This is a genomic window from Acinetobacter sp. ANC_7634 (genome assembly GCF_056779875.1).
Map to the genome: position 1 here is coordinate 68,986 of NZ_JBWYIT010000008.1, position 23,574 is coordinate 92,559.

Consider the following 23,574-nt stretch of genomic DNA (forward strand, 5'->3'; position numbering starts at 1 on the left):
AAGTCTTTTTTCTTAAACCGATTTCTTATATATGCTGCAAGAAGGATGATGATTTTCATTCAAACGAGCAATTTTACGATGCTCAGCAGCTTCAAAACGACAGCGTTTCCAGTCATTATCTAGGTTTAGCGGTGGAATTTGTTTTGGTTTCCCATTCTCATCCACAGCGACCATTGTGAAATAACAACTATTGGTATGTCGTACCGTACGTTTTTGAATATTTTGTGCTTCAACGCGGATCCCAATTTCCATTGAGGTACGCCCCACATGATTCACACTGGCTAAAAAAGTCACCAACTCACCCACGTGGATTGGTTCTTTAAAGTTCACTTTATCAACAGATAAAGTTACCACATAAGAACCTGAATATCGACTTGCACACGCATAAGCAACTTGGTCAAGCAGCTTTAAAATTGTTCCACCATGTACATTACCTGAGAAATTCGCCATATCCGGCGTCATTAATACAGACATCGTTAATTCAGACTGATCATCTGCAAGCGGTAACGCTTGGTTAAATTCGGACATAAATATTAGAACTCAATCATGACAGGAGATTTAATACACTATTATAACTTTTTTCTTGATTATAAAATGTTTAAATCAGAAACAAACTCCAATAATTTCAAGGCTTGATAGCTTAAAAGTATCAGAGGAAATCATTCACTCTCAGAAGCTATGATAAATTTGCTTAAAATTTATTCATCTTTGACTAAACGAAGCATCTCAGCAGAAATATTATCGTATTTTAACTTTAACGATGCTTGATTCTTGACTTGGATTTCATAGGTTTCATCATAGTTAATTCGTATTATTTCGAATGTAATATCTGAATTTGACGCTAAATAAACAATTTGACCAACTTGAAAAACTGACACACTACACCTTAATTTATATTTCATCTTTTTAAGGGTTAGATAAAGTACTAACCCTCATTTTTATGACCCCAATATAACAATCATTCAATTTATAACAATGATTTTACTTATTTTTTATATATATTTTATGAGACAATTAAGATCTGATTCAATTTAGCAATTTAAACAAACAGCTCTTTTACTATCATCATGGGCAGGATACTGATGAGCATCATATTGTCCTATCGTCCGATGACGTATCTGATCTAATAAACTAACTTTGTTCAATGCTGCAGTCATACCTGCTTGAATCGTATTTTCACGACCCTTAACATCAAAGATATGTGCTTTTTCTCTTAGATCTGGCTGTATCACAATATCTGCATTTTTTAGCTCGTTATACGCGATCTTATTTTGCATAATATTTATATTTTGATTAAACATCCCCCACACATTCGAGGTTTCCGTGTGCTCTGGCTGGGCCAAAATATCAACAGCAATGACAATATCTGCCCCTAATTCTCTCGCCACATTGACTGGTACAGGGCTCACTAAACCGCCATCAACATAATCCTTATCAGCAATTTTAGCTGGAATAAACATGCTTGGAATAGAGATAGAAGCTCTCACTGCTTGCCCAGTATTACCATAGTTAAATACTGTTAAATTTCCATTTTTTAACTCTGTTGCCACCACATACATTGGAATAGGAAGCTGTTCTAAGGGCATAAAGTCCACTTGTTTATTGACATAGTTCTCAACCTTAGCGCCATCAAAAAAGCCTTGAATACCAATGTTAAAATCACGTACATCATTGACTTGCATATTTAATGCAACTTCACGTAGCGATTTTGCTGATTTTCCACTGGCATATATTGACCCGACTATACTTCCTGCGCTGGTACCAACAATAAAATCAGGCTTGATTCCACGTTGTTCTAAAACTTCAATGACGCCAATATGCGCATAGCCTCGCGCTCCCCCACTCCCAAGCACCAATGCAATACTTGGGGCATCAGTTTTCTTATGCTTATTTTTAATGATATGAGATGAAGCATCCACCAAAGGTGTAGACACAGATTTTGAAAGCTGAGCTTTGGCTACAACCTGTTGACAGGCTTGTAAGCCAATCAAAGGTAAGAGGGAAATCAGGAGTACAAACTTCTTCATTGCATCAGAAATTAAAAAATCAAAAATGAATGAAAGCATATCATTGACAGGTCGTCTGTATGAATTTTTTATGACAAAAAGCCCCATATGCGGGGCTTTTTGTACATGACATTTTATTAAGAAGATTTTATGTTAAGCAAAGAATTTTAAAATCATCTGAATTACAGTTGCATTAATTAAGTCAACAAAAAATGCGCCACATAAAGGTACAATGAGGAATGCTTTATGTGAAGGACCATACATATTTGTAATCGCCTGCATGTTTGCAACAGCTGTTGGTGTTGCTCCCATACCGAAACCACAGTGACCTGCTGCAAGAACTGCTGCATCGTAGTTTTTACCCATCACACGGAAAGTGACAAATGCTGCGTACAATGCCATAGTTAAGGTTTGAGCTGTTAAGATCACAACCAATGGGCCTGCAAGATCAGCCAATTGCCACAACTTAAGTGAAAGAAGTGCCATTGCTAGGTATAACGATAAAGAGGCATTACCAAATACATCAATTGCACGATCGAAGATTTCAACTTTCATCAGACCTTCGAGGATGTTACGCAGAATAACACCACCACCTAATGCCCAAACGAAAGTTGGAAGCTCAAACCAAGTGCCTTTACTATAACCTGTCATAAATTCAGCAAATGCCAAACACGCAGCAAATAAACCTAATGTGGTAATCGCATTATCCGCAGTGATTAAACGAACTTGATTACGGTTTTCAAAAGGCACAAACTCGCCTTGATCATTCGGATTTGCAATTGCATTCGCATCACGTGTGTCTTTTTCAACCGAATTCGTCACTGGTGATGAAAGCTGGTGCTTATTAATCAATAATTTCGCTAATGGACCACCAATCAAACCACCAATAATCAAACCAAATGTCGCACTTGCCATACCCAGTGCTAAAGCACCTTGAATACCATGCTCGACTTCTAAAATCTCACCCCATGCACCAGCAGTACCATGACCACCCGTTAAGGTAATAGAACCTGCAATTAAACCAATAAGTGGATCAATACCAAGTAACGTTGCAAGGCTCATACCGACAAAGTTTTGTACGATAATAAATGATGCGACACAGATCAGGAAGATCACCAGTCCCATACCACCTTCTTTGAGTTTGGCGAAGTTTGCACTCAAACCAATCGATGCAAAAAACACCAACATGAAACTGGTTTGCAATTCACTACTCGTGGTAATGCTGTAACCCCACAAATTGTGAACAATTAACGAAACTATGGCAGCCACCAAACCACCAGCTACAGGCTCTGGGATATTATATTTTTTTAAGAAGTCGATTTTGTTGACAAGAAAACGGCCAAGCAATAAAACTATTACTGCAGCAATTAACGTGTAAAAAGCGTTAAAAGTAAATTCCATCATTAATTCTCAGCAAATACAGATGACTGTTAATTCATATTATGCTTGTTTTTTAATCAATAAGATTTATTTCGAATCTCACATCCAAAAATAAACATATCCTTATTCAATATTGATTATCTAAAAGAATAGATAAAATTTTTAATTGAGTAACAATATATTAATTCCTCGATTTCATTGGATTCAATCTTGTTAATAAAAAACATACACTTTTCAAAATAAATCAGTAGCACAAAACGCACTCTATTCTTAGACATGCGTTTTGCTAGATACAATTGATTTATGGCTCAAACAAACACTTAAATATGTTTTAGTGAACTTAAAATGATTAAGAAATTCCTGATGATCAGGACTGCTCACTGTTTAAGCCGAACATTATGCACTTTTTTTTATATTTCGCATTACTTTTGTTTATTCAATCAGCAAAATTCAGACATTCTTTAGTCTGAACTGATGAATGACAAGTGAATAAAAAAACCGAGACTATGCTCGGTTTTTTTATAGATCATGCTTAGAAGCTGTATTTCGCCATTAGGCCTACACGGTCATCATTATAGCTTTGACCTGCGAAAGTCTCACGCTTACCATTGATATATTCAACACCTAAATCAACAGGTTTCACAGGTGTATAGATAAAGTTAATCCATGCTTGTTGAACAGTTTCATTTGCACTTGGGTTCGCTTTAGCATATCCCGTGCTGTCATCAGCATAGTGTGCGCCATAAGCCAGTGTTGAGCGTAACTGAGGTGAAAACTTATATGTAGCACCAAGTTGCGTTGCAATAAACTCATTTTGTTCAATATTGTTATTTGCATCGACAACATAAGCACTATTTGAGCCATATAAATAGTTACTGTTCCCTTTTACATAAGACACGTCAGCAGATACTTTGAGTGGTTCGCTAATTTGGTAATTTGTACCGATCGCTACACCAAAACCAGTCTTATCATCACCAGCGGTATCAGATTTATAATTTTCGATTAAGGCACGAGCTGAAGCATTACCTTTACCCTCTGCATAAGCTTGCGTAACTTTTGCAGTTAAAGTTGGAAGACGATATTTAATACCATCTCCATTAGAATTACCCTCTTCAGCTGAAATAAATAATTGAGTTGTAGGCGCTAATTTATGTGCCCAACGCACTTGCGGTAAACGGTTTGTTCCGCCACCAATGTTGGTACCAAAATCGATCATTTCTGGGGCATGATTTGACAAGAAGTTTGAAGTAGTTTGACCGAATAACCAATTATTCAGTGTTAAGTATGCATGACGAATACGTAGTGCTTCATTTGAGCCTGCAAAGTCCACTTCTACTTTACCACCAACATCAGCCCCTTCTACTTTAGATTTAAAATCTAAACCAAGACGTGTTGTTTTAGCCGTTGCACGTAATTTATCTTCAACTAACGGATTATTACTCGTTCCAACGCTGTTTACAGCATTAAAGTCATTATCAGCACCTTCAATGATATAGTTTGCATCCCCACGTACAAAACCATATAGATTAACTTCAGCACCTGCTTTAGTTTTCAAGTTTGTAGGCGCTGCTGCTACTGGTTGAGCTTTAACTTCAGCCAATTGTACTTGCTGCTGTTGTTGTACTTGATGTTGCTGTTGAATTAAAGCTTTTAACGCTTCAACCTCTTGGCGTAATTTTTGAATTTCATCTTTTTCAGTCGCTGCTTGTGCAGTAGAAACTGCAAAAGTTGCAACTGCGATTGCTAAACTTTTCTTTAAAAATGTTTGATGTTTTGATTGACTCATTAAAAATCTCCAATTATTTCATCTTGCATCCGTGCATATATGCTTGGTCAACCTGCTGAATCCCAATCACAACGTTTGATTAATTTAAAATAATCAACGATGCACTAAACTGCTTTTTTTTAAATTTGATGAATTGATTAAAATAAATACGTAACATAATGTGTATTCGTTGTAACTTAATCTAGCAACTTATGTTTCATAATTAAATGTTTTTTATTGTCAAAACCAATTTTCTCAATCACAATTTCTGATGATGAATTGAAAAAAGTTTATATCTGTATAATTTATAAAATCTTTATTTAAAAGCATATTCAAAATTATACCTTAGTCGTAGAGACATCATGGATCATCCAAAATTATTCAAATAGGAGTTGCAATGTCCACAGAACATACTCAAGCCGTTGATGAAGTGATCACTGGCCGCCAATCTATACGTGCCTTTTTAGATCACCCCGTAGACACAAAACTTATCCAAGAAATCTTAGAAGTCGCATCAAGAGCACCTTCTGGCACAAATACTCAACCCTGGAAAGTCTATGTGGTGACAGGCGCACGTCGTCAACGTTTAATTGATCAAGTTTGTCATGCACAAATGCAACTTTATCAAAACCCTGAACTTGCTCAACAATACAACGAGACTTTTGCTTATTATCCAGAAACATGGATTTCCCCGTATATCGATCGTCGTCGTGAAAATGGTTGGGGACTTTATGGGTTGCTGGGCATTCAAAAAGGTGAAAAGGATAAGATGGCTGCACAACATCTTAGAAACTATCAATTATTTGATGCACCTGTTGGCATTTTCTTTACCGTGGATAAAGCCATGGGCATTGGCTCTAAAATGGATATTTCCATGATGATTCAAAATGTTATGCTAGCAGCAAAAGCACGTGGTTTAGATACATGCCCTCAAGCGGCATGGAATCATTTTCATCAAATCGTCACTGATGTTCTGGATGCTCCTGCCAACGAAGAACTCGTTTGTGGGATGGCTTTAGGCTATGCCGACCCTGATGCGCTTGTGAATACTTTCAGAACACCTCGAGTTCCAGTTGAAGAGTTTGCTGTTTTCTTGGAAGACTGATTTTTTAAGGATCAAAACGCTCATTCAGTTAGGGTGGTTTTATAAAGACAAACAGTTAATTTCAAGCATATAATCCCTATTTAAATTAGATGAATATTCAACCTATATTCATCTCCCCCTATCCTCTATTCATAAAGGATTCTGGTTTGAACAAATGGCTGATTCAGCTTAAAAAAGCGACCTATAATACTTCATTTATGTATAACCTGCGGATGATCGTCGCTTTCGCAGGTACCGCGTTTATTCCCTATCTGTTAGATCAGCAATTGATGACAATTCCATTAACATTAGGGGTTGTTGCTGCTGGGCTGAGCGACATCGATGATCGCTTCTCAGTACGTATCATGAATCTGATTTATACCTATATTGGTTTCTTTATTGCGGCAGCTTCTGTTCAACTGTTATTCCCATATCCTGTGCTTTTTGCTTCAGGCCTGATCATCTCTTGTATTGGTCTCATTTTACTAGGCTCATTAGGCAGACGTTATGCCACCATCTCATATGGTTGCTTAGTGATTTCTGTCTATGCCATGCTAGGTGTTGATATTTTTGACGAATGGTACATGCAACCCAGTCTTTTGGTGATTGGTGCCATTTGGTATGGGATCTTGTCTACGCTTAGTTTCTTGCTTTTTCCAGCTCGACAAGTTCAAGATCAACTCTCGAAAAGCTATTCTTCACTCGGTGATTTCCTTTTTGCTAAATCCAATCTCTTTGATGTGGATATGACAGGCTATAGCTACCAAAAAAGTATGATCAGTTTGTCGCTGGAAAATGGGAAATTAGTAGGTATCTTCAATGATATGAAAACCACACTCCTTACCCGACTAAAAGGAGACCGTGGTCAAAGTGATACCCGTCGCAGCTTACAATATTATTTTATTGCACAGGATATTCACGAGCGCGCTGACTCTGCGCATATTGATTATCAACAATTAACCAAAGCCTTTGAACATAGTGATATTTTATTTCGCTTCCAACGCATTTTGACACTGCAAGCAAAAGCATGTAAAGATTTAAGTGAAAGCATCTTAAATCGCACAACTTACCAGCATAATCCTCGTTTTGAACATGCATTTAGTAATCTCAGAAAGTCATTAGAAAAAATCCGTGATGAACAAAAACATGATCTTATCTGGGTTAATGCTCTTTTTGCCTTACTCCAGAACTTAAAAGCCATCGATGCTCAATTACGAAATCTTGAAACTGAACGGCATATTAAATTTGACCGCACTAAACATTTAGAAAACCAACTTAAAGATGACGATCTGAAAGGTTGGGAAGATATCGTTTCTCGTATCAAACAAAATTTAACCCCTGAATCCGTTCTCTTTCGACATGCAATTCGTGTTTCCATCGTACTTTTCATCGGATATGTATTTGTTCAAGTCACCAATATCGAATACGGTTATTGGGTACTGTTAACAGCCCTATTTGTTAGTCAACCAAACTTCAACGCCACAAAACGTCGACTCAGACTCAGGATCATGGGAACACTCGGTGGCATTACTCTTGGTTTTGCAATTCTGTATTTCGTTCCTTCTGTTGAAGGTCAACTCTTATTATTAATTGTGAGTGGTGTCCTATTTTTTGAATTACGCAGTAAGCAATATGCGCAAGCCACTGCCTTTATTACGATCTTAGCCTTAATTAATTTCAATTTGGACGGTTTAGGTTTCCAAGCAGCATTTCCTAGAATGTTAGATACTTTAATTGGCTGTGCATTGGCATGGTTTGGGGTAAGCTTTATTTTTCCAGATTGGAAATTCAGACGACTCCCCCATTCAATCAGACGTTCACTCGAAGCTCAATGCCAGTATCTTACTGAAGTCGTACAACAGTACCATCATGGACGTAATAATAGTTTGAACTACCGCGTAGTCCGCCGCACTGCACATAATCGTGATGCGGATGTCGCATCACTCATATCGACATTAGCAACAGAACCTGATTTTGATCCAACGCAAAAATCTCTAGCATTTGAGTTCCTCTGTCTCAATCATACATTTATCAGCTATATTGCTGCGCTAGGTGCACACCGTGAAAAAATTCAAGATCAGTCAACATTAGAACTACTTCAACAAGCGTTAAATGATATCCAAGGTGCTTTTTTACGAGATGAATTCCCTGAGCTAAATCTGACAAATTTGGAGTCCGCGATTCGTGAACGTTTGAATAAAGATGATCAGGATTCACATAAATCATTGATTGTTTTACAGCAACTTTCTTTAATGCTTGGTGTATTAAGACGATTGAGCACCTTAAAACAAAGTTTAAGTCATGAACATGATACTCAATCCAGCGCATTGGCATCACTGTAAATGTTGAATTTTCAAGGCAGTAAATTAGTACAATATACTCCCTGATTGTATTAATTTAATGCTAAACTCTGCTCAGATATACACATTTTGTTAACGAAACTATGACTGCAAAAAACTTATACGCCTACACTTTACAACCCGTTCCTTACGAGGTTACTGAAGCTGAACAACGCCATGCGCAACTCGCAATCTGGCGCAGCACAAATAAAATTGGAACTAAAGCTTGGGCTATTATGGGTGCAATTACTGCGCTTGCAATTTTGGGTCTAATTTTTATTAAAAATTACTCTACTGTATTTTGCTGGGTGGCTTTAGTCTGTGTGCTGACATACTTTTTAGTGCGAAAGTTTGGACTAGAATGGTACGCTAAACGTAAAATGAATGAGTTTCCAGTACAAGAAATTACTGGAATTAAATTAGGTGTTCAGCCTCATGGTATCGTGATGCGTCAAAAAATGGGACTACAAGAAGGTGTAGGTTCAATTGGTTGGAAAGATATCTATGAGTGGTATAACACGCCAGATTTCATTCTGGTGAACTTTAAAGTTAAAGGTCAGCAAGGCGCTTATATCTTGCCAAAACGAATGAACAGCAAAAACTTCTCTTTCGAGACCATCCGTAAACATCTTAAAGAAAGCGTAGGTGAGCCAAAATCACTGTAAATACGGCTTTATATTAAAACCTCCGGCTTTGGAGGTTTTTTTATCACAATTTTTTATATGAGAATGAGAATAAATATTATCTTCAAATACATTCCACTTTTTTTGAGTTAGGTTATAATCGCACCATTCAAAAATTCCAATTCACTCAGACCCTTATGTTCAAGAAAATATTTTTCCAGTTACACTGGTTTTTCGGAATAACAGCAGGCCTTATTTTGGCACTTATGGGTGTCACTGGGGCAATATATTCTTATGAGCAGCAAATTATCAAGCTGATCAATCAGGAAAGTTATACAGTTGTTGCTGAACAACGCCCAAAATTAACACCAGCTGAAATTTATCAACATTTCCAGCAGGAGCATCCTGACCTTAAAATCAATAGCATTACGATTGCTGCTCAACCTACTGACTCATCAAGTATCAATGTTGCGAAGGAAGGCGAACGTCGTGGTTTGACCATGATGATCAATCCCTACAGTGCTGAATTACTACCTGAAATTAAAGGTCGAAAATTCTTCGCATTCGTACAACAACTACATCGTAACTTGACAGTCGGACCAGTTGGAAAACAAATTACCGGTGCATGTACACTGATTCTTATTTTCTTTGTCCTCAGTGGCTTATATCTACGTTGGCCGAAAAAACACAGTTTCAAACAATGGTTTTCAGTTAAACCCAAATTAAAAGGTCGAAACTTTATTTGGGATTTACACGCAGTCGTTGGAACATGGGTGGCTATTTTCTATCTCATGTTGGCTTGTACAGGTTTATATTGGTCATATGACTGGTGGCGCAACGGCATGTTTAAAGTGCTTGGTGTTGAGCGCCCGCAACCCCAAATGCAAGCGGGTGGCCCTGGGTCAAACACTGGACCAAACGCCCAACGTGAAGGACGTGAAGGACGTGAAGGACGTGAAGGACGTGAAGGACGTGAAGAGCGTAAATCACTCCAAACAGAACAGATTCAATTTGCGCTCAACCAATCTTGGTCTACATTTGATCAACAGTTTAAAAATCAATTTTCTTCCGTAACCTTCACCATTCCTAAACGTGCAAACGGTGAATTAGAACTGAGTTTCGTTGATCCTGTTCCGCAACATGAACGTGCTCGTAACAAAGCGACTGTCGACTTAAATACGAATCAATTGAAAGATGTTGAATTGTACGAAGACAAAAAACTCAATGAAAAAATCATGAGCAGCATGTTACCTGTACACCGTGGCAGCTTCTTTGGTCCTATTTACCAGTTCTTCGCGATGTTAGCTGCACTCGCTATGCCGTTATTCTTTGTGACTGGTTGGATGCTCTACCTCAAACGCCGCAAGCAAAAACAATTGACCCGTGAAGCGAAGCAAAATTTAGCAATGGTTGATGTTGATCCAAATGCCAAACCTTGGCTCATCGCTTATGCAAGTCAAACTGGTGTATCCGAGCAATTGGCTTGGCGTACAGCTTCAATTCTGCAAGCAGCACGCCAACCCGTCACTGTTAAATCAGTGCAAAGCCTGACCACTGATGAGCTACAAACAGCATCTCAAATTCTAGTGGTCGCGAGTACTTACGGTACAGGTGAAGCTCCAGACTTAGCTGCAAGCTTTGAAAAGAAATTGATGTCTCATCCACTGAATCTAAGTCATGCTCAATTCGCAGTTATGGCACTTGGTTCACGTGAATATCCTGACACTTATTGTAGTTTTGGTCATCGTATTTATGACTGGTTCAGTGCATCTGGTGCAACTCCGCTCTTTAATGTGATTGAAGTGGACAATGCCAATAACCAAGATATTCAAAATTGGACAGATGCACTCGCACAAGCTGCTCAATTGGAATTAGCAACACTATCTATTGATAAAGTCTTTGATCAATGGAAACTTCAAAAACGTACACTGCTCAATCCAAACAGTTTGGGTCAACCTGCTTATAATTTAGAGCTTGAGTCTGATCACGACGCGATCTGGCAAGCTGGAGATATTGCAGAAATTCAACCAGGCAATAGCATTGAACATATTCAAGCATTTTTACAACAACACAACTTAGATGAGGCTTTAGTTCTCGCAACTACAGGTCAAACCTTAGTTGAAAGCCTGTGGAATAAAAATTTAAATAGCGAGATTCAGCCATTTAATACAGCTGAAGAACTCGTTGAGCAGCTTGAAAACTTACCTACTCGTGAATATTCGATTGCTAGTATTCCAACTCAAGGCATGATGCGATTGGTGGTACGTCAACAACGTGATGAACAACAGCAACTCGGCTTAGGCTCAGGCTGGTTAACACATCATGTTGCGGTTGGTGCTCAGGTACAACTTCGTATTCGAACCAATGAATCATTCCATTTAATTGATGATAATCGACCGATTATCTGTATCGGTAACGGGACAGGAATCGCAGGGCTAATGAGCTTAATTTCAGCTCGCGTACGCTTAGACTACACTGACAACTGGCTCATCTTCGGTGAACGCCAACGCGAACATGATTTCTTTTATAAAGAAACAATCGAAGCTTGGCAAAATACAGCGATGTTAAAGCGTATTGATCTTGCGTTCTCTCGAGACCAACCAGAAAAAGTCTATGTACACCATATTCTGCGTCAAAATGCGGATGAAGTCGTTAAATGGATTCATCAAGGTGCTGTAATCTATGTGTGCGGCAGTATCAATGGTATGGCAAGCGATGTTGATCTAGCCTTAATTGAAATCTTAGGTGAAACTACTGTAGATGAATTAAGACAAGCTGGTCGCTACCGTAGAGACGTTTATTAACACGGTTATTATGATCAAACCCGAGCACGATTTTTATTTAATCTGCTCGGTTTTTTTATGCGCTATACTTTTTCGCATTTCCCACTAGTGATGATATCGAATGTATATAAGGATTTTAAAATTTTTCGCTTGGTTAATAGCATTGATACTATTAATCGATGGAATCATTTTAATCAGTCAAAATAAAATTCATTTAGGTACTGTACTTCCAGCATTTATTGGCATAATGATTATTGTATGTCTGTTTTTTAATAAGAAAATCCAACACTACCGTTTGAATCATTCTAACTTTAACTTGTTTTGGAAAATGGGATGGACAATTTTTTCCATCTGGTTAATCAGCTTGGCTATTTTTTTTAATTTTTTAGCTAAATCAAATCATTCCCCCATCATGAATACACCACCTGATGCGATTATTATTTTGGGTAGTGGTTTAATCAATAACCAACCCTCCCCAACGCTTCAGGCTCGATTAGACCAAGGTGCAACGATCGCCGCTCAATATTCCAGTAGTTCTATTATTGTAACTGGCGGTTTAGGTTTTGATCAGAAAATTACTGAAGCTGCAGTGATGAAAGCATATTTGATCGACAAGTATCGTATTCACCCACAGCGTATATTTGAAGAAAGTCAAAGCACCAGCACCGAACTCAATCTAAAAAACAGTGTTCCGCTGCTAAACAGAATAGGCTTAAACCAAGATAGTCATATTGTGGTTGTCACCAGTGATTTTCATACCCCACGTGCTGCAGCCATTGCCCGATTTCAAGGTTATACCCAAATCACATCAGTCAGTGCTGAAACTCCTTTAACCACACGATATAACGCATGGCTTAGAGAATATTTTGCTTATATTAGTGGCTGGATCTTAAAAGAATACTAAATTTTTTATTTATCATGTATTCGGATTTTTCGAGGAGAAGGAACCCCTTCTCTATTTAATTTTTCAGGTTGATCGATCGATAACTGGTATAGATAAGCTTTTAGGTCAATTAGAAATTGTCGCCCCGATACCAAAACATTTTGACCTTCTGGCATCAAGTTCAGTGACAAGTGAGTATTATGTTGTCGAATATAAGGAACAACTTGTTCAATAAATGGTATCAGTTGGATTTCCTCCACATGATATTTTTCCCACTTATCACGAACCAATAATTGTGCCATTCCTTTACTTTGCCAAACAGCAAGCGTGCGCTGACCAGATGGAGTGGAGCACAATGCCCAACCATCATTATATAAACTATAAACTTTAGCCTGAGCTACAATTGTTTCCATAAATTGTTGGTATTGTTCTTTTGGAGAGACAACTGTAGAGGCAATAGAGGTACTTGAAGGCTTACGCTGGTATGGATTTCTCATAATTCTATTATAAACATGAATTCATCATATTTTATATAAATTATAGAAACTTAAAAGACTTTTTATAGAAAGAATATGGTGGGCGCTGACGGGATCGAACCGCCGACATTCTGCTTGTAAGGCAGACGCTCTACCAACTGAGCTAAGCGCCCTTGAGGAATAAAAATAGCACCGCTATTTTTAAGATGCAAGAAAGAAATCTTGCTGATTTAAACCATTATATCTAGACAAGGGATCTAGAAAATGGCGCAGCGGACGGGACTCGAACCCGCGACCCTCGGCGTGACAGGCCGATATTCTAACCAACTGAACTACCGCTGCAACGGCAACTGCTTACGCAATTAGGGTCATATAAGCTTTTCAGCTTGAATATGGTGGGCGCTGACGGGATCGAACCGCCGACATTCTGCTTGTAAGGCAGACGCTCTACCAACTGAGCTAAGCGCCCTTATTAGGCTTTGATTTTTAGTATGGCGCAGCGGACGGGACTCGAACCCGCGACCCTCGGCGTGACAGGCCGATATTCTAACCAACTGAACTACCGCTGCATCACAAAAAATCTGGTGGGCGCTGACGGGATCGAACCGCCGACATTCTGCTTGTAAGGCAGACGCTCTACCAACTGAGCTAAGCGCCCTTAATAAGGTCATTACATAAAATGGCGCAGCGGACGGGACTCGAACCCGCGACCCTCGGCGTGACAGGCCGATATTCTAACCAACTGAACTACCGCTGCACTTATGTAATATCTCTATTAAAGTACAAACAATCTATTAAGTTTAAAGTGGCGCAGCGGACGGGACTCGAACCCGCGACCCTCGGCGTGACAGGCCGATATTCTAACCAACTGAACTACCGCTGCACTAAAACTTAACGTAAAGGCTTGGTGGGCGCTGACGGGATCGAACCGCCGACATTCTGCTTGTAAGGCAGACGCTCTACCAACTGAGCTAAGCGCCCTTTACGACTTCATCGTTTGTGTGGTGCATTATAGAGAATCCTCAGATACTGTCAAACGCTTTTCTACAGGTTTCTCAGTTTTTCAGTTTGAATGATTAAAAAATAGATCATTTCTCTTGAAAAATCGCTTTTTTGTCTATTATTTGCCTGATTAGAGATATGTTTTTATTTTTATTCAAAGTTTTTATCACAACACATTTTACGATTCTGATTTAAATTTGATCCAATTCGATCTCTTGTTCTGAAATATAGACTAAAGCGCCTTCGTCCAATATATCAAATAGCTCAATGACGTCTGCACTGTGCATTCGAATACATCCATGTGATTTAGGAATACCTAAAGGTTCTGACTCTGGCGTACCATGAATATAGATATATCGATTATAGGTATCACAACCCTCCCCTTGATTAAAACCAGGTTCTAAACCTGCTAACCAAAGAATTCGAGTTAGAATCCAGTCACGTTCTGGAAATTGCTCACCAAGTTCCACATCATAGATCTCCCCAGTCCAAATACGTGCTTTAAAAACAGCATTGATTGGGTGGTCATCGCCAATTTTTTGTTCAATGCGATGCCATCCTCTTGGTGTTTTACCTGAATTTTCCTGTTCACCTATACCGTTCAATCCAGTAGACACCAAATAGCTTTTTTTCATACGTGGTACATATAGAACTTGTTTCGCCATATCAATCAGGATATCCGCCTGACTTAGGGTATAACTTTCAAGATTTGGGTTCATACAAAACTCAGGGTTAAATTATTTTTAATCATTTATTTAAACAATATTTTTTGATTCAGGTCTTAACCACAACCAAATCGCGACAATTAGCATGGTGAGATTCGTAAAAATTTTTACTAAATCAGGAGCATTGGTATAAAGCATAAGAATACCGCTGATCAACATCATCATCGAGGCGAGCCATTTTGCTTTGCGTGGAACCGTGCCATGCTCACGCCAATTTCGCAGTGTTGGTCCATATTTAGGATGATTGAGTAGCCAATCATCAACCTGTGGCCAACCTTTTGAAGCAGCCCATGCGGCAAGAATTAAAAAGACTGTGGTTGGCAATCCTGGCAATAGCGCACCAATAAAACCTAGAGTCACAAAAATAATGACCAAGCTCCGCCAAAACACGATTTTCATACCGCAACTCATTCAGTTGAATCTCACTAGTATATATGCTTTTGTGGTAGTGTCTGATTGTAAATTTATTTTCAATTTTGAATTCTAGTTGGAGTAATGGTGCAATCTGATTTTTATGAGCCATGGCAGAACTTTCATCATACAATTGTACGTCAACTGGCTTTTGTCATCGCAAGTCCTAATATTATTCGTTTTGCGCCTAAAGAATTAACGATCGTTCATCCTTTTGAATTGCACCATGAACAATTTTGGCAAACTCAGTACGAAAAATATATCTCCAGACTGCATGATCTAGATCAAAACCCACAAGAGCTGATTGATTTTATTCAGCAACTTAAAAGTACGCGTCTAGGTTTGCGCTTTGAATATTTAATGTGGTTCTGGCTGCAAGATGATCAACGCGATCAAGCTGATTTTTCGCTGTTAGATCACAGTGTTCAAATCATTGACGGCCGCCATACTTTGGGTGAAATTGACTTTGTGATATTAAATCATCACACCCAAGAAATTGAACAATGGGAAGTTGCATTGAAATTTTATTTAGCAGAACAAGACTTTCAACTTCAACATTGGTACGGATTAAATCGAAGCGACACTCTATTTAGAAAGCTCAATCATTTTACGCAAAAGCAATTTCAATTTACTCAAGCCAATACTTATAAAATTGATCGAAAAATTGCGGTGATGAAAGGTCAACTCTACTTTCCGTATCATACCGAACTTCAAACCATACCCAACTGGGTCAGCCCACATCGTCGTATAGGCACATGGGGACATCAATTACGATCATCTTTTTATCGACTGGAAAGACAGGAATGGATTTGTCCGAATGCGAGTCAGACTTCAAATGAAGCACATTGGTGGAGCAATGGGCTTTATCACAATGTACAGACAAATCAGTTTTATATGTACCGTCAACCAGCATTAAAGCTTCCTTACGTGTAGTTCGTGTAATAAAAAAATGTATCGAATACAATTAATAACATTCTGATAATAAAACTCTCATATTCTTCTAAATGATTAATTTTTATTCTGATTAAGCATCAAAATAATTTACAATCATTGGAGATAATGATGAAAAAAGTATTAGCCGCTTCATTCGTAGTTGCATTTGTATTAACTGGTTGTAATACATTCAAAGGTTTTGGACAAGACGTTTCAAAAGCTGGGGAAACTGTAACAAATACTGCTGAAAAAACTTCAAACGAAATTCGTAACAACTAATTCGAAGTTGAAGCTAAAAGCCCTATTTTTTAATAGGGCTTTTTTTATTTAAATTTGATTCCCTTGAATGATTAATATTTTGCATCAAATTCAACATACTTTATGATAGTTCGACTTTGACCAATTCGATTTCTTTCCATGACCCAATCTGCAACACTCGATTTAAGCTTACAATTACTTCGCCAACCTTCAGTGACTCCAGTCGATCATAACTGTCAAAATATTATGGCTGATCGATTATCAAAGATTGGTTTTAACATTGAAAATATGCGTTTTGAAGATGTTGATAACTTATGGGCTCGTCGCGGGACTGAATCACCTGTGTTTTGTTTTGCGGGTCATACTGATGTTGTTCCTACAGGCAATCTAGAAGCGTGGAACTCCGATCCATTCGCCCCAGAAATTAGAGATGGAAAGTTATACGGGCGTGGCAGTGCAGATATGAAAACGGCGTTGGCAGCCATGGTAATTGCCTCTGAACGTTTCGTTGCTAAGCATCCAGACCACAAAGGTTCGATTGCTTTTCTGATCACTTCAGATGAAGAAGGTCCATCTATCAATGGAACAGTGAAAGTTGTAGAAACTTTAGAAGCACGCCAAGAAAAAATGACATGGTGTTTGGTCGGTGAACCGTCAAGTACGAATACTTTAGGTGACATTGTTAAAAATGGCCGTCGTGGGTCTCTCAATGCCAATTTAACCGTGAAAGGTAAGCAAGGGCATGTGGCCTATCCACATTTGGCAATTAACCCAATTCATACAGCCTCAAAAGCAATTGCTGAATTATGTGAGACAGAATGGGATCAAGGCAATGAGTATTTCCCTGCAACGTCTTTCCAAATCTCGAATATTTCTGCTGGAACGGGTGCAACCAATGTTGTGCCTGGCACGATGAACTTATTATTTAACTTCCGTTATTCTACAGAAGTTACTGCTGATGAATTAAAAGCACGTACACATGAAATTTTAGATCGCCACGGCGTTGAGTATGATATCGAGTGGACACTATCAGGTTTACCATTCCTTACCCCTGTTGGAGAGCTCGTCAATGCTGCCAAAAAAGCGATTTTGGATGTGACTGGCACGACAACAGAATTATCAACCAGTGGTGGTACATCAGATGGTCGCTTTATCGCACCAACTGGAGCTCAGGTACTCGAACTTGGAGTACTTAATGCCACGATCCACCAGATTAATGAGCATGTTGAAATCGCACATTTGGAACCTTTGGCTGAAATTTATGAAAAAATCTTAATTGAGCTATTGGCATAACATTAAAATTTAAGAGCAATGAAATATAAAAAAGGATGCGAATGCATCCTTTTTTAATTCGCTTAAAATACTTTAATCCTGTTTTAAAAGCTGATTGATCTGCTCAATCAACACTGCTTCTTGGAAAGGTTTACCCATATAAGCCGATACACCAAGTTCAAGAGCATGTTGTTTATGCTTATCCCCCACTCGTGAAGTGATCATAACCACAGGTAAGTTCTGCAAATGTGGTTGATTTCTCAGCCATTGCATTACTTCAAAACCATCCATTCTTGGCATTTCAACATCAATTAACATTAAGGCAGGTGTTGAATGCTGTAAATATTCAAGTGCTTCAATGCCATCTGTAGCTGTGACAATCTGGTAACCATAACGCTCAAGTAGTTTAGATGTCACTTTTCGAACTGTGACCGAATCATCAACCACTAAAATCGTAGGTGCCTCATTGTCATGTTTTAAATTTGAGAGCTTCGACTCTGGATGTACAGACCAATCCTGCTGAGTGAGATATTGAACCACACGATTTACATTTAAAATTGGGCAAATTTCTCCACTGCCCATAATGGTTACACCGCTGAGATAATCAATTTGATGGATAAGCCTCCCAGTCTGTTTCACAATAATTTGTGAATTAGTTCCTAAGACTTCATCAACGAATAAAGCCACAGGTTGAGACTGGTGCATATTCACCAAAATCACTGGAACTTTTTGGGTTTCTGAATATGGTGAGTTTCTTTTTATATTTTGATTTAACAACACGAAGTCAGCCAAATCGTTTAATTGATAACTTGTTTCATGTACCCTCAACAACTGACTCTGTTGTTTCGCATGATTTAAATCATGTCTATCGATCATTTCAACACGTTGTATTTGATGTAACGGTAAGGCAAAGAATTGATCTGCAACTTTTACCATCAACGCTTCAGTAATAATTGAAGATTTAGGAATTCTGATTTCAAAACAAGTTCCTTGTCCTCTTTCCGAAGTAACATGAACATGCCCACCCAGTGCCTGTATTTCACTTTTTACGACATCTAAACCGACACCACGTCCTGAAACCGTTGTTAATTTTGCAGCAGTGGTAAAGCCTGGTCTAAAAATCAATTGTAATAGTTCAGTTTCAGAATATTCCCGTTCAGTATTGAGCCAACCAAATTCAACAGCTTTTTGCTTAATCTCTTGTGAATCAATTCCTCGACCATCATCCTTGATCAAAATACTCAGCTCATTGTGATGATTCACCAGTGTCAGTTGCATGACTGCTTGTTCAGGTTTATTTAATTTCAACCGCTGTTCTGCTGACTCAATTCCGTGATCAATCGCATTACGCAGAATATGCTCAAGTGAGGTGATCAACTTTTCAAGAATACTACGATCTAATTCGATGTCTGCATGTTCAATCTGTAACTGAACAGATTTATTCAGATTCATCGAAAGTTGCTTGCATAAGCGTTCAAGACGCATTTGTATCGTCTTGAATGGCACGACACGAGTACGCATCAACGAGTGTTGGATGTTGTTTTGTATTCTTGCCTGCTGAATCAATATACTTTCTGCAGACTGAAGCTTTTCGTGCAGAGTGTTTCTGATATCTAACAAGTCTGATGTTGACTCTGATATTGATTTTGAGAGTTGATTAAGTGATGAATATTGATCCATTTCTAAGGGATCAAATCCATGCTCGGCGGAATTATGTGATCTACGTTGTAATAAAATTTGGGATTCTAATTCCCCTTCCATCCGTCTCAATTGTGAAGTAAGGCGCTGAATGGTTTGATCCATTTCTACCAAATTTGACCGATATGATTTTAATTCTACTTCGACTTGCGAACGTTGAATCAAATCCTCCCCAATCAAATTAAGGGTTGCTTCAATTACAGCAGTAGAGACTGAAAGTGTCTCGTTCGCTACGGCAGATTGCACAAACTTTTGCAAATTACCACTCATTGGAGGCGGTAAAACACTCTCCTTAGCGTTAGATGGTTCAGTCTGATGTGAGTTTTGCTGAATGGAAGAAGAGTCAAACTTTGATGAATTATTATGCGTAGTGACTAAATCACTTAAATTGGTTTCAAGGTCCGCTGATAAAGTTGAATGAATACTAAAATCTGAAGACATGTGGTGAGTGATATCATTTTGCATCGAATGTACTAAGTTCAGCTTCGAGTCACCACCCTTAAGATTTAAATGTCCAAGCTCAATTAAACCCTGAATAAGCCTTAATGCCTGTTCTATCGGATAATCAACAGACTCAGTTTTAATGATTTTGACACGCCGTACCAAATCCTGCTGTAAGGCTTTAATCAAAATAATGAAACTTTTTATATCAATGTGTTGCTCTGAAATGAGTTGAAGATATACAGATTCAAGCTCATGGATTAGATTTGCAAAGTAATCTGCTTGCAACATGTATGCACCACCTTTCAACGTGTGCAGTTGCCGCATAATTTTTTGGATACACGTAGCATCTTCTTGATACTCTAACCATGTATTGAACAAGTCTTCGATTTGAGACAAAATTTCTTCCGCTTCCTCGACAAAAAAACCACTTACTTCGCGATCTAAGCCCTGTTTTGCTTTCGCTGAATCTTTGAGTGCGTAATCTATATTGAGTAATGTCAGAATTGTTTCATCTAAGGATCGAGCAGATACTTCGCTCTCCTGCTCTATAGTACCACTACAATTCGATTGATTGGAAAAACTGAAGTATTCATGATTAAGTTGTTTTAAATCATCTAATAGTTGCTGAGAAGCCTCATTATTTTGAGCCAATTGACCTATAGCAAGTTCATCAAATATTTCTAAGAGTTTTTCATGCCCTTGTTGTAAAACTCGGTGGACATTTGAGTAGGCAATTGAATTCGGTTCTCTTGCAATGTTGGAGTGAATTGAACTCAAAATTTCTGAAATTTTTCGAAGGAGATCAAAATCAACTTTAATGGCAAATTTAGCAATTGAACTGAGTTGTTGACTCACTAAGCTCGAACGTTCAGTAGCACGTGTAGAGCTAACGAGGTTAGAAATACCATCTTGTACAAAGGTATCGATAAGAAAAACATCTTCTACACCCAAATCTACAATTTTCTTGAGTAACTCTTGCGGATCCAGATTTGGATCGTTCTGTGTAATCTGTTCTGAGAAGTCTCTCAATGCGATTAAAAAAGTATGCTCTAATGCCTGAAACTGTTGTTGTCTCGTTACGTTGTCACCTGTTGTTTGCAAGCTTTCTAAGTAATACTGGATTAAATCAATATACTGCGTTGTGAGCGCTTGCAATTCTTTATTGTTGGTATCAAGAAATGGATTACGTTGTATTATTTTTTCGAATGACTGACTCAATACTTCAATTTTCTCAAGTCCAACAATTGCAGAACTCCCCCTGAGAGAATGGACAACACGTGCAAGCGTATCCACCTGAAATTGTTGATTGGATTTATCCAACATATCTTGCAGGGATTTCAATTGTTCTGAAGCCTCAGCATAAAAACTTTGCAGAACCTCGTTATCCCATATTTGAGTATTCTCAATTGTGGCTGCTGCTGAGAGTGAATTTGAGTCACTCAAACAATGACATTCAATCCTGAAATCTAGATCTAGCTGTGTGAGATGAGCGTTGATCGCCAACAAAGGATGCAATGATTGATCTATGGTATTTGAATGTTCTAATTGCCGACCTAAAAGCAATAGAGGTTTAACATCTAATTGAATCGCTTGTTTAACTGTTAAACTAGGCACAATAATGAAGCGATATATACGAGAGATCAGCTCAACATATTCAAGGACCATTTGACTCCATGAACGTTGCTGATCAAGCCTAGTATTTAGTATTGTCTCAACAGTCCATGCAAGCTCAGAAACTGAGTTGAGTCCAAGCATTCGACCCGAACCCTTTAAGGTATGAAAATTACGGCGCAAAGCTTGCCAAATATTTACCTGTTCTAAATCATTCGATAAGACTTGAAAATTTTCTGATATTTCTAGAAGTAATTCCTTAAGCTCTTCAGCAAAGGTGGTAATAAGCTCCTCATCTTCAAAATTTGATTCATCCTGAGGAAGCTGCATATCGACATATGCACGATAGAGTGCTTCTGAAAGATATAATTGTATTTTATTAGGATTATTATTTTTCATGGCTCAATCACTCAGGTAATTTGAAGTTTGCAACTGATTTCCTTAAAGAATCAGCCATTTGAGTGAGTTCTGCTATCGATTGTGCAGTATCTAAGGTTGAAGCATGATTTTCTCGTGTGACATCTTGCACAAGCGACATTGTTTTCGCAATTTGACCCGCAGCAGCTGACTGAACTTTTGAGGATGCTGAAATATTCGCAATCAGTTGAGCCAACTGTTTTGAAATCAACTGAATATCTGCAAGTGCTGCTCCTGCATCTTGAGCAAGTCCAGTCCCCTTAACCACCTCAGAAGTTGTTTGCTCCATAGAGCGAACGGCCTCATGCGTATCTAATTGAATATTTTTTACCAATATCTCAATATGTTTGGTCGCAGCAGTTGAACGTTCAGCTAAACGCTGCACCTCATCAGCAACACTAGCGAAACCTCGTCCAGCATCGCCTGCCATTGCGGCTTGAATGGCTGCATTTAAAGCCAACAGATGCGTTTGCCCTGCAATGTCTTCAATGGTTGCAACAAAGTTTCCAATCTCTTGAGTAGATTCACCCAGCCTTTTAATTTTTTTTGATGTTTCTTGAATCTGCCCTCGTATTTGATCCATTCCATCTATTGATCGTTCAACCACTTCCCCACCCTTCGCTGCGATAAGTACAGCGCGCTGAGCAACTTTTGCAGATTGCGCTGCATTTTCATAAACGTGATCAATTGAGTCCGCCATGTCATGAATGGCGAGCGATGTATTTTGGATTTCACGAGCTTGCAGCTCTGAAGATTGCGCCAATTGTGAACTCATGTGCTGAGTTTGATGAATATATTGGGTAACTTGTTGAGAAGCCTGATTAATTCTCATCACCAAATCACGCAAATGATCTATCGCTACATTAATTGAATCCGCGATTGTCCCCGTAAAATCTGCAGAAACCGCAGCATATTTGGTCAAATCGCCTTCAGCTAAATCACCAATTTCATCTAAAAGTCGATAAATCGCGGTTTGATTTTTCTTATCTTTATCCACTAGTTCCATTAAACGCAAACGATCTTCTTGGCTTCTTAAAATAAAAAGTTTAATCACTGCAAAGGTGAAGCTCGATAAACTAATCAACAATAAAAGTGACAGTAAAATCAGTAACCACGTCGAACCTGTGCGAATTTCATTGAGAGCAACTTGAATTTTTTGTAACTGAGATTCCGTGATATTGCTTTGAGACTCTAACCACAGTCGATCTACTTCATTTAAAGCTGGACTATAAAAATAAACTGATTTTACATTTTCAAGTTGTGAACTAAAAATAAGCTGAGAGTTTTTGAGAATCTGTAATGTGTAATCTGTAGGATTATCCTCAAACTGTTGAGTCTGAATAATCATCATTTGATTGAGATATTTCAGTTCCCCCACCCCACGACTTTGCTCCACCGTGCGTGGGAGATTAAACATAAGAAACAATAAAATCAGAAAAGCACAAACGAGGCTAATAATAGCCA

The 23,574-nt window shown here is 38.4% G+C and carries 17 protein-coding genes, 8 tRNA genes and 1 pseudogene; 8 read left to right on the forward strand and 18 right to left on the reverse strand.

Annotation, left to right across the window (positions count from 1 at the left end):
• Positions 1 to 12 precede the first annotated feature (12 nt).
• The 5 genes from AC1M9A_RS09585 to AC1M9A_RS09605 form a co-directional block, all read right to left on the reverse strand.
• The gene (locus AC1M9A_RS09585; protein ID WP_179998589.1) at positions 13 to 528 is read right to left on the reverse strand and encodes an acyl-CoA thioesterase; all 516 of its coding nucleotides are present in this window, start codon (positions 526 to 528) and stop codon (positions 13 to 15) included.
• Positions 529 to 698: 170 nt separating this feature from the next.
• Positions 699 to 878: a hypothetical protein gene (locus tag AC1M9A_RS09590; protein WP_035268348.1), complete on the reverse strand. Its 180-nt coding sequence runs from the start codon at positions 876 to 878 to the stop codon at positions 699 to 701.
• 153 nt (positions 879 to 1,031) lie between these two features.
• A complete protein-coding gene (locus AC1M9A_RS09595; RefSeq protein WP_481610101.1) occupies positions 1,032 to 2,027 on the reverse strand; it encodes a patatin-like phospholipase family protein in 996 nt (331 codons plus the stop codon).
• Between the two features lie 132 nt (positions 2,028 to 2,159).
• The gene (gene gltS, locus AC1M9A_RS09600; protein WP_180028146.1) at positions 2,160 to 3,407 is read right to left on the reverse strand and encodes a sodium/glutamate symporter; all 1,248 of its coding nucleotides are present in this window, start codon (positions 3,405 to 3,407) and stop codon (positions 2,160 to 2,162) included.
• A 511-nt stretch (positions 3,408 to 3,918) separates the two neighbouring features.
• Positions 3,919 to 5,172 (reverse strand): DcaP family trimeric outer membrane transporter, encoded by a 1,254-nt coding sequence (locus tag AC1M9A_RS09605; protein ID WP_481610102.1) that lies wholly within the window; start codon positions 5,170 to 5,172, stop codon positions 3,919 to 3,921.
• A gap of 376 nt (positions 5,173 to 5,548) precedes the next feature.
• On the opposite strand from AC1M9A_RS09605, the gene AC1M9A_RS09610 reads away from it, so the two are divergent.
• The 5 genes from AC1M9A_RS09610 (at position 5,549) to AC1M9A_RS09630 (ending at position 12,884) form a co-directional block, all read left to right on the forward strand.
• Positions 5,549 to 6,256: a nitroreductase gene (locus AC1M9A_RS09610; protein WP_481596314.1), complete on the forward strand. Its 708-nt coding sequence runs from the start codon at positions 5,549 to 5,551 to the stop codon at positions 6,254 to 6,256.
• 146 nt (positions 6,257 to 6,402) lie between these two features.
• Positions 6,403 to 8,577: a YccS family putative transporter gene (yccS, locus tag AC1M9A_RS09615; protein WP_481596315.1), complete on the forward strand. Its 2,175-nt coding sequence runs from the start codon at positions 6,403 to 6,405 to the stop codon at positions 8,575 to 8,577.
• 101 nt (positions 8,578 to 8,678) lie between these two features.
• Positions 8,679 to 9,239 carry a YcxB family protein gene (locus AC1M9A_RS09620; RefSeq protein WP_035268336.1) on the forward strand — a complete coding sequence of 187 codons (561 nt, stop codon included), beginning with the start codon at positions 8,679 to 8,681 and terminating at the stop codon, positions 9,237 to 9,239.
• Between the two features lie 155 nt (positions 9,240 to 9,394).
• Positions 9,395 to 12,001, forward strand: a complete 2,607-nt coding sequence (locus AC1M9A_RS09625) for a PepSY domain-containing protein (protein ID WP_481610103.1) — start codon at positions 9,395 to 9,397, stop codon at positions 11,999 to 12,001.
• Between the two features lie 142 nt (positions 12,002 to 12,143).
• Positions 12,144 to 12,884 (forward strand): YdcF family protein, encoded by a 741-nt coding sequence (locus AC1M9A_RS09630; protein ID WP_481610104.1) that lies wholly within the window; start codon positions 12,144 to 12,146, stop codon positions 12,882 to 12,884.
• A 5-nt stretch (positions 12,885 to 12,889) separates the two neighbouring features.
• Here AC1M9A_RS09630 and AC1M9A_RS09635 read toward each other — a convergent pair whose 3' ends face one another.
• The 11 genes from AC1M9A_RS09635 to AC1M9A_RS09685 all read right to left on the reverse strand — a co-directional run bounded on the left by AC1M9A_RS09635 (position 12,890) and on the right by AC1M9A_RS09685 (position 15,465).
• A complete protein-coding gene (locus AC1M9A_RS09635; RefSeq protein WP_035268330.1) occupies positions 12,890 to 13,360 on the reverse strand; it encodes a DUF2750 domain-containing protein in 471 nt (156 codons plus the stop codon).
• A gap of 76 nt (positions 13,361 to 13,436) precedes the next feature.
• Positions 13,437 to 13,512, reverse strand: a tRNA-Val gene (locus AC1M9A_RS09640).
• 92 nt (positions 13,513 to 13,604) lie between these two features.
• Positions 13,605 to 13,681 (reverse strand) — tRNA-Asp (locus AC1M9A_RS09645).
• 51 nt (positions 13,682 to 13,732) lie between these two features.
• Positions 13,733 to 13,808 (reverse strand) — tRNA-Val (locus AC1M9A_RS09650).
• A 23-nt stretch (positions 13,809 to 13,831) separates the two neighbouring features.
• Positions 13,832 to 13,908: transfer RNA gene (locus tag AC1M9A_RS09655), tRNA-Asp, on the reverse strand.
• 13 nt (positions 13,909 to 13,921) lie between these two features.
• Positions 13,922 to 13,997, reverse strand: a tRNA-Val gene (locus AC1M9A_RS09660).
• Positions 13,998 to 14,019: 22 nt separating this feature from the next.
• Positions 14,020 to 14,096: transfer RNA gene (locus AC1M9A_RS09665), tRNA-Asp, on the reverse strand.
• Positions 14,097 to 14,145: 49 nt separating this feature from the next.
• Positions 14,146 to 14,222, reverse strand: a tRNA-Asp gene (locus tag AC1M9A_RS09670).
• A gap of 22 nt (positions 14,223 to 14,244) precedes the next feature.
• Positions 14,245 to 14,320, reverse strand: a tRNA-Val gene (locus tag AC1M9A_RS09675).
• A 212-nt stretch (positions 14,321 to 14,532) separates the two neighbouring features.
• On the reverse strand, positions 14,533 to 15,060 hold the full coding sequence (elsL, locus tag AC1M9A_RS09680) for a cell wall-recycling L,D-carboxypeptidase ElsL (RefSeq protein WP_035269058.1): 528 nt from the start codon (positions 15,058 to 15,060) through the stop codon (positions 14,533 to 14,535).
• 36 nt (positions 15,061 to 15,096) lie between these two features.
• Entirely contained in the window at positions 15,097 to 15,465 is a 369-nt protein-coding gene (locus AC1M9A_RS09685; protein WP_035269059.1) for a YbaN family protein, read from the reverse strand.
• 96 nt (positions 15,466 to 15,561) lie between these two features.
• On the opposite strand from AC1M9A_RS09685, the gene AC1M9A_RS09690 reads away from it, so the two are divergent.
• The 3 genes from AC1M9A_RS09690 (at position 15,562) to dapE (ending at position 17,961) form a co-directional block, all read left to right on the forward strand.
• Positions 15,562 to 16,410 carry a DUF1853 family protein gene (locus AC1M9A_RS09690; RefSeq protein WP_481610105.1) on the forward strand — a complete coding sequence of 283 codons (849 nt, stop codon included), beginning with the start codon at positions 15,562 to 15,564 and terminating at the stop codon, positions 16,408 to 16,410.
• A gap of 126 nt (positions 16,411 to 16,536) precedes the next feature.
• A complete protein-coding gene (locus AC1M9A_RS09695) occupies positions 16,537 to 16,689 on the forward strand; it encodes an entericidin A/B family lipoprotein (RefSeq protein ID WP_092766976.1) in 153 nt (50 codons plus the stop codon).
• 138 nt (positions 16,690 to 16,827) lie between these two features.
• Entirely contained in the window at positions 16,828 to 17,961 is a 1,134-nt protein-coding gene (gene dapE, locus AC1M9A_RS09700) for a succinyl-diaminopimelate desuccinylase (RefSeq protein WP_035269063.1), read from the forward strand.
• Between the two features lie 72 nt (positions 17,962 to 18,033).
• Here the strand turns inward: dapE and AC1M9A_RS09705 are convergent, their stop codons facing one another.
• Positions 18,034 to 22,092, reverse strand: a complete 4,059-nt coding sequence (locus AC1M9A_RS09705; RefSeq protein WP_481610106.1) for a hybrid sensor histidine kinase/response regulator — start codon at positions 22,090 to 22,092, stop codon at positions 18,034 to 18,036.
• Positions 22,093 to 22,099: 7 nt separating this feature from the next.
• Positions 22,100 to 23,224 (reverse strand): annotated as a pseudogene (locus AC1M9A_RS09710) (methyl-accepting chemotaxis protein); the annotation flags it as partial.
• Positions 23,225 to 23,574 lie beyond the last annotated feature (350 nt).